General features: G+C 63.9%; 15 protein-coding genes. 7 read left to right on the forward strand and 8 right to left on the reverse strand.

All coding sequences use genetic code 11. The features are described from left to right. The first annotated feature begins 24 nt into the window (after positions 1-24). Positions 25-501, forward strand: a complete 477-nt coding sequence (locus JH15_RS09610; RefSeq protein WP_052384024.1) for a hypothetical protein — start codon at positions 25-27, stop codon at positions 499-501. Further along, positions 498-1,049 carry a sterol desaturase family protein gene (locus tag JH15_RS09615; RefSeq protein WP_043529721.1) on the forward strand — a complete coding sequence of 184 codons (552 nt, stop codon included), beginning with the start codon at positions 498-500 and terminating at the stop codon, positions 1,047-1,049. The genes JH15_RS09610 and JH15_RS09615 overlap by 4 nt, the downstream gene beginning before the upstream one ends. Here JH15_RS09615 and crtB read toward each other — a convergent pair. The 5 genes from crtB to fni are packed head-to-tail and all read right to left on the reverse strand — an operon-like array spanning position 988 to position 6,977. Then, positions 988-1,929 carry a 15-cis-phytoene synthase CrtB gene (crtB, locus tag JH15_RS09620; protein ID WP_043529724.1) on the reverse strand — a complete coding sequence of 314 codons (942 nt, stop codon included), beginning with the start codon at positions 1,927-1,929 and terminating at the stop codon, positions 988-990. The two genes, JH15_RS09615 and crtB, sit on opposite strands and share 62 nt — an antisense overlap. Then, positions 1,926-3,449, reverse strand: coding sequence for a phytoene desaturase (locus JH15_RS09625; protein WP_043529726.1), 1,524 nt, complete (start codon positions 3,447-3,449; stop codon positions 1,926-1,928). Before JH15_RS09625 ends, crtB begins: the two co-directional genes overlap by 4 nt. Further along, positions 3,446-4,648, reverse strand: coding sequence for a lycopene beta-cyclase CrtY (gene crtY, locus JH15_RS09630; protein WP_043529728.1), 1,203 nt, complete (start codon positions 4,646-4,648; stop codon positions 3,446-3,448). The genes JH15_RS09625 and crtY overlap by 4 nt, the downstream gene beginning before the upstream one ends. After that, positions 4,645-5,919 carry a glycosyltransferase gene (locus tag JH15_RS09635; RefSeq protein WP_043529730.1) on the reverse strand — a complete coding sequence of 425 codons (1,275 nt, stop codon included), beginning with the start codon at positions 5,917-5,919 and terminating at the stop codon, positions 4,645-4,647. The genes crtY and JH15_RS09635 overlap by 4 nt, the downstream gene beginning before the upstream one ends. Continuing rightward, a complete protein-coding gene (fni, locus tag JH15_RS09640) occupies positions 5,919-6,977 on the reverse strand; it encodes a type 2 isopentenyl-diphosphate Delta-isomerase (protein WP_052384025.1) in 1,059 nt (352 codons plus the stop codon). The genes JH15_RS09635 and fni overlap by 1 nt, the downstream gene beginning before the upstream one ends. 109 nt (positions 6,978-7,086) lie before the next feature. Here fni and JH15_RS09645 point away from each other — a divergent pair, with 109 nt between their 5' ends. Both JH15_RS09645 and JH15_RS09650 read left to right on the forward strand, forming a co-directional pair. Beyond that, positions 7,087-8,061: a polyprenyl synthetase family protein gene (locus JH15_RS09645; RefSeq protein ID WP_231566415.1), complete on the forward strand. Its 975-nt coding sequence runs from the start codon at positions 7,087-7,089 to the stop codon at positions 8,059-8,061. 19 nt (positions 8,062-8,080) lie between these two features. Then, the gene (locus JH15_RS09650) at positions 8,081-8,578 is read left to right on the forward strand and encodes a metallophosphoesterase family protein (protein ID WP_043529732.1); all 498 of its coding nucleotides are present in this window, start codon (positions 8,081-8,083) and stop codon (positions 8,576-8,578) included. Between the two features lie 29 nt (positions 8,579-8,607). Here the strand turns inward: JH15_RS09650 and JH15_RS09655 are convergent, their stop codons facing one another. Beyond that, positions 8,608-9,282, reverse strand: a complete 675-nt coding sequence (locus JH15_RS09655) for a hypothetical protein (RefSeq protein ID WP_043529734.1) — start codon at positions 9,280-9,282, stop codon at positions 8,608-8,610. 204 nt (positions 9,283-9,486) lie between these two features. After that, entirely contained in the window at positions 9,487-10,314 is an 828-nt protein-coding gene (locus JH15_RS09660) for a DNA-3-methyladenine glycosylase family protein (protein ID WP_052384026.1), read from the reverse strand. Positions 10,315-10,471: 157 nt separating this feature from the next. Between JH15_RS09660 and JH15_RS09665 the strand changes: the two genes are divergently transcribed. The 3 genes from JH15_RS09665 to JH15_RS09675 all read left to right on the forward strand — a co-directional run bounded on the left by JH15_RS09665 (position 10,472) and on the right by JH15_RS09675 (position 15,604). Continuing rightward, entirely contained in the window at positions 10,472-11,962 is a 1,491-nt protein-coding gene (locus tag JH15_RS09665; protein WP_043529736.1) for a protein adenylyltransferase SelO, read from the forward strand. A 132-nt stretch (positions 11,963-12,094) separates the two neighbouring features. Further along, positions 12,095-13,594 (forward strand): CoA-acylating methylmalonate-semialdehyde dehydrogenase, encoded by a 1,500-nt coding sequence (locus JH15_RS09670; protein ID WP_043529738.1) that lies wholly within the window; start codon positions 12,095-12,097, stop codon positions 13,592-13,594. A 141-nt stretch (positions 13,595-13,735) separates the two neighbouring features. Continuing rightward, on the forward strand, positions 13,736-15,604 hold the full coding sequence (locus JH15_RS09675; protein ID WP_043529740.1) for a sensor domain-containing diguanylate cyclase: 1,869 nt from the start codon (positions 13,736-13,738) through the stop codon (positions 15,602-15,604). Positions 15,605-15,668: 64 nt separating this feature from the next. Here JH15_RS09675 and JH15_RS09680 read toward each other — a convergent pair whose 3' ends face one another. Beyond that, positions 15,669-16,340, reverse strand: a complete 672-nt coding sequence (locus JH15_RS09680) for a hypothetical protein (protein WP_043529742.1) — start codon at positions 16,338-16,340, stop codon at positions 15,669-15,671. Positions 16,341-16,352 lie beyond the last annotated feature (12 nt).

The raw sequence follows: 16,352 nt of genomic DNA on the forward strand, positions 1-16,352 counted from the left end.
ACCCCGACACACGAGGAGGCTGCGATGACGATGCGTTTTCTGGTGATGGGTCTGGTGTCTGGCGTGATGCTGCTCAGTCAGGCGAGCCTGGCGGCTACGCCGGGCGAGACACTCGAGCCTTGGACTCTTGAGGATCAGCGTGGCGAGCCTGTCCAGCTCGATGACCAGACGCGGGTATTGCTGTTTGCGGGCAGTCGCAACGCCGCGGACGTGGTCGACGACGCCCTCGATGGCCTACCGGAAGGGGCGCTCGAATCGCATGACGTGCTCTACGTGGCTGATATCTCCCAGCTTCCCTGGTTGGTCGAGAAGGTGATGGTGCCGATGATGCGCTCGGCCGATTACCGCATCCTGCTGGATCGCGAGAGCGAGGTCGCGCCCGATCAGCTCGGCAACGACACGGTGCTGTGGCTGGGGCTCGACGAGCGGGTGGTTCAGGAGCGTCGCAGTTTCGACTCGCCCGAGCAGTTGCGCCGGGCGCTGGAGGCGCTCGAACCATGAATGTCGCGATCAATGGGGCGATCGTCGTGCTGACTGTGATTGGCATGGAAGCGTTTGCCTGGTTCGCGCACAAGTACATCATGCACGGCTGGGGGTGGGGATGGCACCGCTCGCACCATGAGCCCCACGATTCGCCCGCGCGGCGTGGTTGGTTCGAGAAGAACGATCTGTATGCGGTGGTCTTTGCGGGTGTGGCGATTGCCCTGATCGCCCTGGGATCAGCCGGCTGGCATCCGCTGCAATGGATCGGCGCGGGCATGACCGCCTACGGTGCGCTGTATTTCATCGCCCACGATGGCCTCGTTCACCAACGCTGGCCGTTTCGTCATGTGCCGCGCCGCGGCTACCTGAAACGTCTCTACCAGGCGCATTTGATGCACCACGCGGTGCAAGGCCGCGAAGGGTGCGTGTCGTTCGGGTTTTTGGTGGCGCCGCCGGTGGCCACGCTCAAGCGTCAGTTGCGCGAAGCGCATGGCGGGCCGCTCTCTAGGCAGGGCGCGTCCAGAGCTGAGCAGGGCGAGGCTCGGGCGTCACGAAACGTGAGCTGACCGCCACTCCTGCGCCGCGCATCAGTAATCCCGCTTTTTCCGTCTTGCTTGTCGAAACTCGGCGATCCCAAGCCTGAGCGCCCCGTTCCTTCACCTTCACGCCAATCTCACGGTACACGCCGTGGGCGGTGGCGATCGCCCACGCTGAGCGCAGCGGCAGCGCCGGCAAGCCGCCACGTGCCGAGTGGTAGTAGGGCTCGGCGGTATCCACCAGGCGTTGGGCGAGTCCGGCCAATGCCGGGCGATGCCGCGGCGCGGCGATGTCATCCTCAGCAATGCCCACCTCGGCCAACCAGGCGGCGGGCAGATAGCAGCGGCCCATACCGGCATCCTCGACTAGATCGCGGGCGATATTGGTCAACTGGAACGCCAGGCCCAGGTCGCAGGCGCGATCGAGGGTCGCCTCGTCACGCACGCCCATGACGTGGGCCATCATCACCCCCACCACACCAGCCACGTGGTAGCTGTAGCGCAGGGTGTCGTCGATCGTTTGGTAGCGTTGGCCCTGCACGTCCATGGCGAAGCCGTCGAGGTGGGCCATCGGGTAGCGCTCGGGAATGTCGTGGTGTCGGACCACTGCTTGCAGCGCAGCGAAGGCCGGCGTGGCCACCGGTTCGCCAGTGTAGGCGCGGAGGGTCAGTTCGCGGAGTTCATCGAGACGTGCCTGATCGCCATGGCTATTCGCAATGGTGTCGTTGGACCCGGTGTCGTTGAAGCCGAGCACTTGGCCATCAATCACGTCGTCGCAGTAGCGGCACCAGGCGTACAGCATGATCGCGCTGCGTCGGGTCTCGGAGTCGAACAGGCGTGCGGCGGTCGCGAAGCTCTTCGAACCGACATCGATGGTCTGGGTCGCATGATCGAGCAGGGCTTGATTCATGAGGCGCTTGGCTCCCGTGTCAGCGATTCCAGCATCAGCCCGGCGGTGGCCTTGGCCGAGCCGATCACCCCGGGGACCCCTGCGCCGGGGTGGGTGCCGGCACCCACCAGATACAGGTTATCGACCTCAGCATCGCGGTTGTGTGGGCGGAACCAGGCGCTCTGGGTGAGAATCGGCTCCAGCGAAAAGGCCGAACCCAGATGGGCGTTGAGTTCGTCGCGAAAATCATGGGGGGTGAAGGTGCGGCAGGTCACCAGGTGCGCTCGGAGCCCGGGGATGTAGTGCGCTTCCAGATAGTCGAGGATGCGATCTCGATAGCGCGGGCCTTCCCGGTCCCAATCGATGGGGGCATTGCCCAGGTGAGGGACCGGCGCCAGGACGTAGTGTGCGCTACCCCCGGGAGGGGCCAGCGACGGGTCGGTGACGCAGGGCGCATGCAGGTAGAGCGAGAAGTCGTCGGCCAGCTCGTCGGCGGCGAATATCTCCTCGATCAGTTCGCGATAGCGCGGCCCGAAACACACGGTATGGTGCGCCATGCCGTCAGGCGGAGGACGATCCAGCCCGAAGTAGATCACGAACAGCGACATGCTGAAGCGCTTGCCCGTCAGGCGCCGGGCTTCGCTCTGCCCGCGTGAGGACTGGCCCATCAGGGTCGCATAGGTGTGCACCACATCCGCGTTCGAGGCCACGGCATCGGCGGCTAACCGTCGGCCGTCGAGGAGTGTGACCGAACGGGCCTTTCCCTCTGCCAAGTCGATATTCTGGACCGCGGCATTGAGCTCGAGCGTGCCGCCCAGGTCCTCGAACAGGCGCACCATGCCCTGGACCAGGGCGCCGGTACCGCCTCGCGGGAACCACACGCCCCATTCTCGCTCCAGAGCATGGATCAAGGTATAGATCGAAGACGTTGCAAAGGGATTGCCACCCACCAGTAGCGAGTGGAACGACAGCACCTGGCGCAGGTGCTCGTCCTCGACGAAACGCGACACCATGCCGTAGACGCTGCGCCAGGCTTGCAGCCGGGCTAGCTGCGGGCCGGCGCGAACCATGTCGCGAAAACTGAGGAAGGGAACGGCGCCGAGCTTGATATAGCCTTCCTTGAACACCGCCTGCGAGTATTCGAGGAAACGGCGGTAACCAGCCACGTCCGGCGGGTGGCGCTCGGCGATCTGCCGCTCGAGCTCGGCCTGGTCATTGACGTAATCGAACGGCGCCGCATCTTCCCAGCACAGGCGATAGAAGGGCGCGACCGGCAACAGGTCGACGTAGTCCGCCATGCTGCGCCCGGCCAGGGTGAACAGTTCTTCGAGCGCCGACGGGTCGGTGATGACCGTGGGGCCGGCATCGAACACGAAGCCCTGGTCTTCGTAGACGTAGGCACGCCCACCCGGCTTGTCGCGTTTCTCGAGCAAGGTGGTCTGGTAGCCACCGGCCTGGAGCCGAATGGCCAGGGCCAGGCCGCCGAAGCCGGCACCGATCACCACGGCACGAGGTGGTGCGGTATCTGAAGTTTGGCTCATGATTCGTGCTCGCTGCGTTGTGTGGCGGTGCGATGGGCCATCACCTGCTCGGGGTGGGTGAGGCGCGCTACGCGCATGGCCTCGCCCAAGGGCACCGGCGGCTTGCCGGAAACGATCCGCAGCTTGTCCATGGCCGTCAGCCGACCGGCATAGAAACGCTTGATCAGCGGTTCCGATAACCCGTAGAAGCGCTGCATGACTTTCCAGCGCCGTTCGGGGTGGCCCGCCAGGAACAGCATGCGATTGAGGAGTCGGAAATAGCCCTGGCGCTGCCATTCCCGGGTCGCTTCGTCACGCACCAGTGAATACAGGGCAGGGGCCCTGAGGTCGTACTGGCGGGCAATGCGCTCTGCCAGACGTACGGCGTGCGGCAGCGAATAGCCGGTGGTGGGGTGAAACAGCCCCGCACTCAGGCCGCTCATGGGCTGGCCTTCGGTGGCGTTCCAGTAGGCCTCTATGTCGCCGGCCAGCGTGATCGGCAGCACCCCGCTCTCTTCGCGAATCGTCTCGCGGACCGTCCAGCCTTTGGCCCTGGCATAGGCCTCGATATTGTCGCGCAACAGGGTCGGGTCGGTTGCCGGGCCATCGACATAATGGGTGTCTTCGATCAACACGGTGTCTTCGGTGAATGGCAGCACGTAGACGAACCGATAGCCTCTGTCCTGGCGAACGCTTGCGTCCATCAGGGTCGGCACGCTCAGCCCGTGCGGTTGGCTTAGACGAACCTCCTGACCCAGAAAGGTCTGGTAACCCAGTGCCAGGTGACGGGTGTCCGGTGCGCCACGGCCATCGATGACTGCGCCGGCCTCGAGGCGTCGGCCGTCGGCTAGATGGACGTGGGTTGGGGAAAGATCGATGACCATGGAATTGAGCGACAGGGTGTCGCCCAGCGTGCTGCTCAGGATGGTGGCGAAGTCTTCCGAGAAGATACTGGCATAGCCGCTGTCGAGCGTGCGGTTACGCCCTGGGAATATCACGCGATGGCGTGGCCAGCGGCGCCCCACCAAGGGCCCGACCCACTCCCACTGGGCTACGGTGAGATCGCTGTCATGGAACGACCAGGTGTGGTTACCCCCGGCCCGCGAGGATTGCTCCAACAGCAGTACGTTGAGTTCCGGCCGCGTCTGTTTGAGCCTCAGGGCGATCAGCCCATTGGCCAGGCCGCCGCCCACCAGGATCAGGTCATAGTGAGCCGTCATGCAGAGCGCTCCATGGGTGTATCGGTCAAGGTCAGGGCGTGCTCCACGATGCCGGCAGCCTTGAGCGACCCGCCAGCCTCATCGACCTCGCGGCCGAGGCGTGCCAGGGGGGGAGTGAAACGGTCACTCTCGAGCAGTGCTTTCAGGGCGTTGCGTAGCCGCCTGACGGTCGCGGTGTGCGGCGAAACGCGAACGCCCACCCCGGTGTACTCGATGCGTGCCGCCACCCCGGGCTGGTCGAAGGCCAGCGGCAATACCAGCAGAGGCGTGCGGGCAGAGAGGGCGTCCATCACCGTGTTCATGCCGCCGTGGGTGATCACCGCATCGGCACGGGCGATGGCCGCTCGTTGGGGCACGCTATCGGTGACCCAGGTGGCTCCGTCGCGGTAGAGCATTTCACTCTGGCGAGCATTCAAGGCGCCACAGTGGGCGATCAGCAATTGCACGCCGAGTGCCCGGCATGCCCGAGCCATGCGTCGGAACAACGTCAGGCGATGTCCCTGAAGCGTGCCCAGTGAGGCGAAGACCAGCGGCTTGTCGTCGGCCACTGCAAGCCCCAGGGCTCGTTCATCCACCGGGGCAGGACGCAGTGGCCCCAAGTGGTGCAGTCCGCCGGGCGGCGACTGCCGCGGAAAGTCGAACCCCGGAATCGTCTGGCTGATCTGCGCCTGTGGCGAGAGACATTCGTGCAGGCCTTGGCGGGGTGAGAGTCCGAATTCCCTGGCGTGGCGGGACACCACCCCGTTCAAGGGCGTCATCATCAGATCATGGACGCGTTCGCTGCCCTGTATGATACGTATATCCGTGCCGTAGCCGAAGGGCATCACCGGCAGCGGCAACCCGGCTTCACGATTGATGGGCAAGGCACAGGCCACCGAGACGAACGGGCGTCCCATCCCCTCGGCGACAAGCCCGCCTGCGGCTTCCATCTGATCGCAGATCAGGGCATCGACACCCAGGGCATCCAGCGCGGAGGGCAGCGTGCGACACAGCATATCGGTGGTGCGCGCCATGTCATGGATCAGCCGATAGAGACCGATCGGCCCACCGGGACTGGCTGCCAGGCGTAGCGTCTGGCCCAGCGAGCCGGTCGGATGGGTATCTTCGCCCAGCGCGTGAAAGGCGATGCGCGAATCGTCGAGCCAGCGTGCCGCGTCAGGCTGATGCAGGAAGGTCACCCGATGGCCACGCTCCAACAAGGGGCCGGCCACGGCCTGCAACGCGCGAAAGTGACTGGGGAAGGGTGGCGCTACGACGGCGAGGTGAGCCATTAGCCCACCCGCGGCGCGGTGTCGTCGTCACCACCGATCCACGGCGCCCGGCGCAGGGCGGCAAGGTCGGCACTGCCGGTACAGAAGCAGGCGATGCGCAGTTGTTGAATGATGATCTGAAAATGCTCGATGACGGCCTCGCTGGAGTGCAGTGCGCTGCGCAGGACGCCCGAGGCCTGCCCGACCAGATCGGCACCCAGGCGAATGGCCTTGGCCACGTCCACGCCATCGCGAATGCCGCCCGAGGCGATCAGCGGCGTATGCGGGAGCGCGGCACGTGCCATCAAGATGGCCTGGGCCGTGGGGATGCCCCAGTCGCTGAAGGCCATGGCGATCTTTCGCTCGGCCTGGGTCGGGGCGCGCTCTGCTTCCACGGCCGCCCAACTGGTGCCTCCGGCCCCGGCCACATCGATCGCCGCGACGCCCGCCGCGACCAGGGCGCGGGCCTCGGGGGCGGCGATGCCCGCACCCACTTCCTTGACTACTACCGGTACCTCGACCATAGACACCAGATGAGCAATGGCCTCGAGCACGTTGCGCCAGTCGCGGTCGCCTCCCACCTGCACCGCTTCCTGAAGGGGGTTCAGGTGCACGATCAGCGCATCGGCGCCAATCATCTCGACTGCCCGGCGTGCCCAGTCGAGCCCCGAGGGTTCGAGCAGTTGCGCTGCGCCGAGATTGCCGAGCAGTGGCACGCTGGGGGCGTAACGACGCAGCTCACGGGTCAGCCCATGATCGGCATCGGACTGCAGGGCCACCCGCTGCGAGCCGATGGCCAGGGCAATGCCCAGCGTCTCGGCGGCCTCGGCCAAATGATGATTGATGGTACGGGCACGCTCGGCGCCGCCGGTCATCGAGCTGATAAGCAACGGAGCGCGAATCGGCTTGTCGAACAAGGTGGTGCTCAGGTCGATCTCGTCGAGGTGGAGCTGGGGCAGGGCGCAGTGACGGAAGCGATAGGCCGCCAAGCCGGTATCGGCCGTGCTCACGGCCCGCCCGGTATCGAGCACGATATCGAGATGGTCATTCTTGCGATGGATGAGATCGTCCCCGCCCATTGTACCTCCTGTCCGATCCGCGGCTGGCGTATCGGGAATTTTGTGCAAGACTTATACAATAATAACAATTAAAGTAAAGCTTACGTCAACCTGGCGATGAGCGCACCGTATGGATCGCTTGCACCGCGAGGCGGTCGAGGCGCGCACTAGAGGAGTATCGCTGATGGAGTCATCCCTTGCCGTCAACGAAGACAGCCAGCAGACCCATGATCAACTGAAGCTGCGGATCGAGGCCTGCCTGGCCCAGTGGGCTCCGGATGCAAATCAACAGAATGATCCGGTCGCCTGCGCGATGCGCGACAGCCTGCTTTCGGGGGGCAAGCGTGTGCGCCCGTCCCTGATGGTGCTCGCTGCCCAGGGGCTGGGTGAGACGCACGAAAGGTTCTACGATCTGGGCTGTGCGATCGAGATGATCCACACGGCCTCGCTGATCCTGGATGACATGCCATGCATGGACAATGCCAGTTTGAGACGGGGACGGCCCGCCATCCATCGTCACTATGGCGAGGATGTCGCAATGCTATCGGCCGTGGCGCTACTGTCCCGGGCGTTCGGCGTCGTCGCCTCGATCGAGGGCATCGCTGCGCCCTCCCGCCTGTGCATGATCGAGACGCTATCCCGGGTGGCCGGGATGCAGGGACTGGTCAAGGGGCAGTATCAAGACCTGCGTGAGGGTGCGCGCCCGCGCTCGCCGGAAGCGGTCGTAGAAACCAACACATTGAAAACAGGGGTGCTGTTCGAGGCCGCGATGACCCTGACCGCCCTGGCCGCCAATGCCGACGCAGCCACGACACGCTCGCTCAAGGCCTTTGCACTGGCGCTGGGGCAGGCCTTCCAGCTTCACGACGACCTGGCCGACGGCACGGTGGGCGGGGACAAGGATGTGGGCCAGGATCGGGGCAAGACGACCTTGATTGCCCTGCTGGGGGCGGATACGGTGCGTCAGCGGCTAATGGAACAGCGGACCAGCGCCGAGCGGCACCTGAACGACGCGCTCGGCCCCGGTTCCGCACTCCAGCATTATGTCGAATATCTCTTCGTGCGCCTGGAAGCTCAGCTGGTCAACGTACCTCACACGTATTGATCGCATCGGGTAACGAGACATGAACCTGACGACCGCCACCTATCGCATCGATTCGCCAATTGGCGTGATTTCCGACACACACGGCCTGCTGCGTGACGAAGCACTCGTGCTCCTGGAAGGATGCGACCTGATCCTTCATCTGGGGGATGTCGGCGCCAAGCCCGACGACGAGGCGATCCTGTCACGACTGGCCGAGATGGCGCCGGTGCACGCCGTGCGAGGCAATATCGATACCGCGGACTGGGCGAAAACGCGTCTACCGCCGACCTTGGACATCGAGGTCAACGGCTGGCGCTTGCATCTAGTCCATGCCATCGGCGATCTCGACCCGCACGTCACCTGCGATGCGGTACTGCACGGCCATTCTCATAAGCCGCGCAATACCTGGGAAGCCGGACGACTGTTGTTCAACCCCGGTGCCGCCGGCAAGCGACGCTTCAAGCTGCCTATCACCCTCGGCAAACTCTGGGCCCAGCCCTCGGGGTTGAGCGGTGCGATCCTGCATCTGCCCCTCTAGCGCGTATTTATACTCTGGGCGCAGCGAGCCTATTGACTGTCGGTACCGCTCGAATGTTGCTGGAAGAGTTGCTCCATGGTCATGGCATCGTCGGGCAGCTCGAAAAGATCCGGTGACGGCGATTCACCACTCAACTCCTCGACGTAAAACTTGTCATCGAAGCGCAACATGCCCAGATCGCGTTGAATCACGGCATCGCCGATGGGGTCGCCTTCATCCATCACCGTGATGACGTAGCGCTGGAAGGCACGCAGCATGTCCTTCGCCAGTGGGTCGTCGCTGAGAACTATTTCGTTGTCATGGGTATTGCCGGTGAGGTCGGTCCAGGCCACACGGTAGAGGTCCCCCTCGATGCCGGCGATGGTCTCGGTCTCGCCGGTGGCTTCGAGACTTTGTACCGATTCAGCCTGGCTCTCGCTCATGGATTCGGCCTCGTCGCCCATGGCATCGGTCATGTTCTTGAGCCGGTCCATCTCGATGATCATCAGCTGCTCGCCCTGGCGGGCAATCATGAAACCATCATCACCGCGCAACAGCAGGTAGCCATGCTCCTGCGTGGGGAAATCCATGCGTACATGCTCGTCGTTCCAGTGCACGACCATGGGCAGGGATTCCTGGGCATCCCCGGTGTGGATCAATGCCTTACCGTCGGCAAAGGCGGGCAGGGCCGCGGTCAGCAACATCCCTGCGGCTAGCGTTCTCATGGTGTTCCTCCTGAACTGGCGTGGAACGGAAGCGTTTCGCTTGGGTAATTGGCGAAACACACCGTTACCGTTCATACACTAGCCAAACCAGCCAAGAGGGCCAAGGGCGAAGCCGGATTAAATTGTTACTGTCGATCGGTTGAGTCTTTTCCCTCGGCGAGCTTGCCGCGTTCCAGATCGACCTCAGAGAAACGCAGGGGCCACTCAGCGATTCCAGAGCTGGAAGGTAAGATAGCTGCGCCAGGGGGCGGCGGCGTCGGGGTCGGCCCCGCCCAGTTCGCCCAGCGCCTTCTTGACACCCAGGTCGCCGCCCAGCCAGATATCGGGATGGCTGGCGCCACGCATCTGGGCGTAGCTGACGGTCCAAGGGCCGATGCCCTTGAGGCTCAGCCACTCGCTCGCCTCATGATCGTTGCCGTGGTTTACGTGCCACTCCGCGAGCCGTCTCACGGCATCGCGACGCGCGCCGGGCATGCCGAGAAAGGCCAGATCGCTTTCTGCAATGGCGGCAGGTTCGGGAAAGTGCCGCTGCGACTCGCCCCAGGGTTCGCCGAGCGCATCGACCAGCTGTTGAGCCAGGCGACGGGCAGCGGCCACCGAGACCTGCTGGCCGAGAACGGCCTTGATGCCCGCTTCGAACTGGCTCCAGATCCCCGGCAGGCGTAGCCCTTCCACCAGGGCCAGGCCGGGTACCGCCTGCGTCAGGTGCGTCTCGATGGCCTGAGTGTCCCTATCCACGTCGAGCACGCGGCGAATGTTGCCTTCCATCGCCTCGAGAGCATTCGGCTCATCGACAACCAGCACTACCCTGAAGCGGTTTGCGCCGGGGTCATGGTAGGCGGTGAAGTGGCCCTTGGCCCCTTGCCAGACGACGCTGCGCCCGTAGTGGTCGCTGCCGACCCATTCGAGGCCGGTGATGGCGCGCTGGGCGAGAAAATCGCACAGGCGTTCCCAGTCATACGGGGGGCGATAGGTTAAATGCAGGGTGAATTCATGGCCACCTGCCTGGCGGCGGCGTTCAGGGTCGAGCACGGTCGTCCTCCTGACAATGATGGGCGTCGTCATGCCACGTTCGTGCAGTAAAGATAGCGGTGCTGGCAACACTCCCTTGCAATCTCGAGCGTCGCTATCACCTATGCTCTATGACATGAGGTGTCCCCATTTGCAATCGACCCGACCGGGAGGGTAGATGTTTCCCACTTTCACCCTGCGTTATGCACGTCTGCCATCGCGCTTCTTCGAGCGCTTCGACCCTGTACCCGTGCCATCGCCCACGCTGGTAGCGTTCAATCGGCCCCTGGCCGAGGAGCTTGGCTTCGATCTCGAGGCTTTTGATGAAAGCCTCGCCACCGAGCTCTTTTCCGGAAACCGCCTGCCCGAAGGCGTCGAGCCACTGGCGATGGCCTATGCCGGGCATCAGTTCGGCAATTTCGTACCGCGCCTGGGCGATGGGCGCGCCGTCCTGCTGGGCGAGGTCACGGATCGCAAGGGACGCGTGCGGGATATCCAGCTCAAGGGGGGCGGACGCACGCCGTTCTCGCGGGGCGGCGATGGCCGCGCGCCGCTCGGGCCGGTGCTGCGCGAGTACCTGGTCAGCGAGGCGATGCATGCGATGGGTATACCCGCCACGCGCGCCTTGGCTGCAGTGACCACCGGCGAACGCGTGATGCGCCGTGTTCCCGAACCCGGTGCGGTGCTGACCCGCGTGGCGGCCAGTCATATCCGGGTCGGCACCTTCCAGTACTTTGCTGCCCGCGGCGATGTCGATGGCCTTAGAGCGCTGGCCGATCACGTCATGGAGCGCCATTATCCTGAGCTTGCCGACACCGAACATCTCAACCGGCCCGAAGGCGAGCGCTACCTGGCGCTGCTCGAGGCGATACAGAAACGCCAGGCCCGCTTGATCGCCAAGTGGATGGGGGTGGGCTTCATTCACGGCGTGATGAATACCGACAACATGACCGTGTCCGGTGAGACCATCGACTTCGGTCCGTGTGCGTTCATGGAAAGCTACGATCCACGTACCGTCTTCAGCTCCATCGACGAAGGCGGGCGCTACGCCTACGGCAACCAGCCGGGTATCGGCCAGTGGAACCTGGCCCGCCTGGCCGAAACGTTGCTGCCGCTCATCGATGAGGACCAGGAGCAGGCCATTGCCCGGGCGACTCAACTGCTCGAGAGCTATTCCGCGCATTTCGAAGCCGAGAAGCACTGGGTCATGCGCGCCAAGCTCGGGCTGGCCCGGGAAGAGGAGGGGGATGGCGAACTCATCGACTCGCTGCTCGAAGCCATGCAGACCGGGCGTGCCGACTTCACCCTGACCTTCCGTCAGTTGAGCGATGTTGCGGCCTCTCCCGAGTCGGAACCGGCGCTGCTGGAGCTATTCGAGCGGCCCGAGGTGATGCAGGCCTGGCTGGGACAATGGCGGGAACGGCTGACCCGAGAATCGGTAGGCCTGGATGCCATCGCAGCGCGCATGCGCGAGAGCAACCCGCGCTACATCCCGCGCAATCACCGCGTTCAGGAAGCACTGGAAGCAGCGGACCGCGGCGATTTCGCCCCCTTCGAGACGCTTCGACAAATTCTGGCCAGGCCCTTCGACGACCAGCCAGGACGCGAGGAGTACTCTTTGCCTGCCGCACCGACAGAGCGGGTGTTCCGTACCTTCTGCGGTACCTGAAGAGCCCAGGGGAAGGACGAAAGTCGTACGTGGGGCATCGTTGTGGCATTTCGCTGGCCGCGTAAACTAGCGAGACACTATTCATGACGACTCATAACGACAACCGGCGATAACGACAACAGGAGCCGCCCCATGTCAGTCAGAGAAATCGCACTCTTCATCGATGGCCAGTACGTACCTTCGGAAAGCGGGGAATGGCGCGACGTGGTCAACCCCGCTACCCAGGAGGTGGTCGCCCGGGTTCCGTTTGCCAGCCTTACCGAGGTCGACCGTGCGGTGGCCAGTGCCCAGGCCGCATACAAGACATGGCGCAAGGTGCCCTTGGCCAAGCGCATGCGCATCATGCTCGCCTTCCAGGCGCTGATTCGTCAGCATACCCCTGAATTGGCGGCGCTGATCACTGAAGAGCACGGCAAGACCCTGCCCGATGCCGAAGGCGAGGTAGGGCGCGGTCTGGAAGTGGTGGAGCACGCCTGCTCGATCACTTCGCTGCAACTCGGCGAGATGGCCGAGAACGCAGCCAGCGACGTCAACGTCTACTCCCTTCACCAGCCCCTGGGGGTTGGTGCCGGGATCACTGCCTTCAACTTCCCGATCATGTTGCCGTGTTTCATGTTTCCGCTGGCCATCGCCACCGGCAATACCTTCGTGCTCAAGCCCTCGGAGCAGGATCCGAGTTCGACCATGCGGCTGGTCGAGCTGGCCCATGAAGCCGGCGTTCCCCCGGGGGTGCTCAACGTGGTGCACGGTGGGCCGGAGGTGGCCAACCGCCTATGCGATCACCCCGATATCAAGGCGCTGTCCTTCATCGGTTCGACCCACGTCGGCACCCAGATCTACGAGCGTGCCGGTCGAGCCGGCAAGCGCGTGCAGTCGATGATGGGCGCCAAGAATCACTGCGTGATCATGCCCGACGCCAACCGCAGCCAGGCGATCAATAATGTGCTGGGCTCCGCATTCGGGGCGGCCGGCCAGCGCTGCATGGCCAACTCGGTTCTGGTGCTGGTGGGCGAGGCGCGGCAGTGGCTTGACGAGATCGTCGAGAAGTCTCGAAACATGACCGTTGGCCCCGGCACCCAGCGCGACGCCGACCTCGGCCCGCTGGTGTCGCCGGCGGCTCGCGACCGCGTGGTATCGTTGATCGGCAAGGGCGAGGCCGAAGGGGCGACGCTCGATCTCGATGGGCGCAACGTGCAGGTCGAAGGCTACCCGGAGGGCAACTTCGTGGGCCCGACGATCTTCAGCGACGTCACCGGCGAAATGACCATCTACCGCGAGGAGATCTTCGGCCCGGTGCTATGCGTGGTTGGCGTGGAAACGCTCGATGAGGCCATCGCCTTCATCAATACCAACCCCAACGGCAACGGCACCTCGATCTTCACCAATTCCGGCTGGGTGGCCAAGCGCTTCGAATCGGACATCGATGTCGGGCAGGTGGGCATCAACGTGCCGATCCCGGTACCGGTCGCCTACTTCAGCTTCACCGGCTCGCGCGCCTCGAAGCTGGGCGACCTGGGACCCAACGGCAAGCAGGCGATCGCTTTCTGGACGCAGACCAAGACCGTGACCGCCCGCTGGTTCGAGCCCGAGAACGTCTCGAGTGGCATCAACAGCACCATATCGCTGAGCTGAGCCTGGCCCTAGGTGATGGGCGATCGCAAGACCACGGCCCCGTCTTTCAGGCGGGGCCGTTGCGTTGACGAACCCGCAACGTCTGAGTAGGAAAACAGGGGTAAACTGGCGCAACGCAGGGATCGTTCCGCCGGAGCCGTCGTGATTCGTAACCTTCTTTCGTTGCCTCCCGTGATGGTCGCGGTGTGCTGGTCCTTGTGGCTGGGGCTTCTACCATCGCTAGCCCAGGCCGCCATCTCGATTGCCGAATCGCCCGACGACCTCAACCCCAGCCCACGGGTCGAATTGCTGGAAGACCCTGAGCGAAGGTACTCGATCGAATCACTGCTGGAAGGGTGCCAGGCCCTCTCCTGGCAGGATTCCGAGCAGGAGGCGCTCAACTTCAGCTTCTCCGGATCGGCCTGGTGGGTGCGCTTCGAGCTGGTCAACGATACCTCGGGCCCGGTACGCCGACTGCTGGAACTGGCCATGCCGATGCACGACTATCTCGATGCCTGGGTGGTGAATGACGGCGGGGCGGTGGTGCAATCCTGGCAAACCGGCGATCGACGCGGTTTCGATTCGCGTCCAGTGGCGCATCGCACCTTCGTGTTTCCGCTCTATCTGGCCCCGGGCGAGGCGTATAGCGTCCTGTTGCGGCTGGATACGCATGACGGTCTGTTCGACGCCACCCCCCTCTACCTGATGGAAGATGAGCGCTTCCTCGCGAAGAGCCAACGCGAACTGATGGCCTTCAGCCTCTACTTCGGCGCGTTGCTCGCGCTCATGATCTACAACCTGCTGCTGTTCCTGGCGACGCGGGAGCGCATCCTGCTGCATTATGTCGTGTATCTCGGGTCGTTCTTCCTGTTGATGTTCCTGTCCCGGGGCTTTGCCTTTCAGTACTGGTGGCCAAACTGGCCGACGTTCAACAACCAGCTGGTGCCGGTGAATATCGGTCTGTTCGCGGTGGCATTGGCCATCTTCAGTGACAGTTATCTCAACCTGCCTCGGCATTCCCCCCGGCTTTCAAGCGTCGTACGTTGGGTCGCCTTTCTGAGTATCGTGTCGACCCTGCCCGCGCTATGGGGGAACTATGGGCCACTGTTCCTCCTGATCATTCCCTCGGCCATCCTGTTATCGATGTCGCTGCTGGTCCTGGCCGCCTGGCGAAGCTGGCGGGGCGACATCTTGGCGCGCCTCTATCTGGTGGCATGGTCGGTGTTGCTGGTCGGTATCACCCTTTACCTGCTGCGGGTGGCCGGCGTTCTGCCTTATAACCTCATTACCGAATATGCCATTCAGGTAGGGTCGAGCATCGAGTTCCTGCTGCTTGCCCTGGGCCTGGCCTGGAAAATCAATCGGCTCAAGAACGACAAGATCGCCGCCGAGCGTGCCACCCTCGAGATGCAGCGCTTGGCCAACCAGCGGCTCGAGGAGCAGGTCATGGCACGCACGCTCGCCCTCGAAGAGGCCAATCGGCAGCTGGTCGACATGGCACGTACCGACCCCTTGACCGGGTTGCTCAACCGGCGCCAGTTCGGCGAATGCCTCGACGAGGAGCTCCGGCGAAGCGGCCGGAGCGGTCAACCGTTGCTGTTTGCGGTCATGGATATCGATGCCTTCAAGACGTACAACGACACCTACGGCCATCAGGCGGGGGATGAGGTTCTGGTTCGTGTCGCAGCGCTGTTGCACACGCACTTTCGACGCTCGGGCGACCGGCTGTTTCGTCTGGGTGGCGAGGAATTCGGCTTACTGTTCGAGGCCGATAGCCTGGAAGCGGGCTACGAGGCCCTGGAACGATTCCGTGCCTCGCTCGAGGCGCTGGGTATAACCCATCGGGGCGCTGCCCATGGGGTGATCACGGCATCCTTCGGTCTGGTGACCTGTGAGGATCAAAGCCAGATCGTCGATGCCCAGTCGCTTTACTTCCAGGCCGATCAGGCCATGTATGAAGCCAAGGCCCAATCACGCAACCGTATCGTGACGCGCCATCTGGCAAGCGCCCGGGAGGGCCTGGCCGAGTGAGAGAGTGGGCTGCTCGTCCTGCCGGAGCTGCGCTGACCGCCATCGCCCCGGCACCAGAGCGTACCTAGGCCAGATGACTCTCCAGGCATGTCACCAGCGTATCCAACTGGCCTTCATGAACCAGAATGAGCGTGGGGCGATTGCTGTCGGGGTCGGGCGGTACGCAGATGGCGAATTCGCACACATCGAGATGGAACTCATGGATCTCGAGAGGGCCCTCTGGCGTGTCGCAGTGAATCGAACGGTAGCTATCGTCCTCACCGTAAACCAGGCGGTGATAGACCTTGAAGAAGGTATAGAGCGTCAGGCCGCCTTCGAAGCTCGGCCAGCGGGCTGGATTCAGCCGGATGGTATCGTCGATCTGCTGTCCCGAGTCGCGGGCGCGGGCGATCGCGGTATCGCGGGGCTGGGCCAGTAACGAGACGTTATTGCGGGGCAGGGCCATATCCCGCTCGATGCTGGCCCGGTAATCGGCCTTGACGGGCGTCAGGTCGGCCAGGCTTCGCAGGGGGTGGTCGCAGTGAACCAGCGCTTCGGGGGTATCGTCGCCGTTTTCCCATCCATACAGGACCCGCAGCTTCAGCAAGCCTTCGTCCAGGGGCTTGCTGAGCAGGGCGCGCAGCGCCACGTCCAGGTGCAGCTTGCGCTCCAGTACGCCGTTCTCGAACGCCTCGTAAGGGGCGGCGAAGATCGCGTGCAATCGGCCTGGCGCATGTTCCTTGGCTTCGTTGTACATGGTGTCCCTGCT

The sequence above is a fragment of the Litchfieldella xinjiangensis genome, assembly GCF_000759345.1.
GTDB classification, from domain to species: domain Bacteria; phylum Pseudomonadota; class Gammaproteobacteria; order Pseudomonadales; family Halomonadaceae; genus Litchfieldella_A; species Litchfieldella_A xinjiangensis.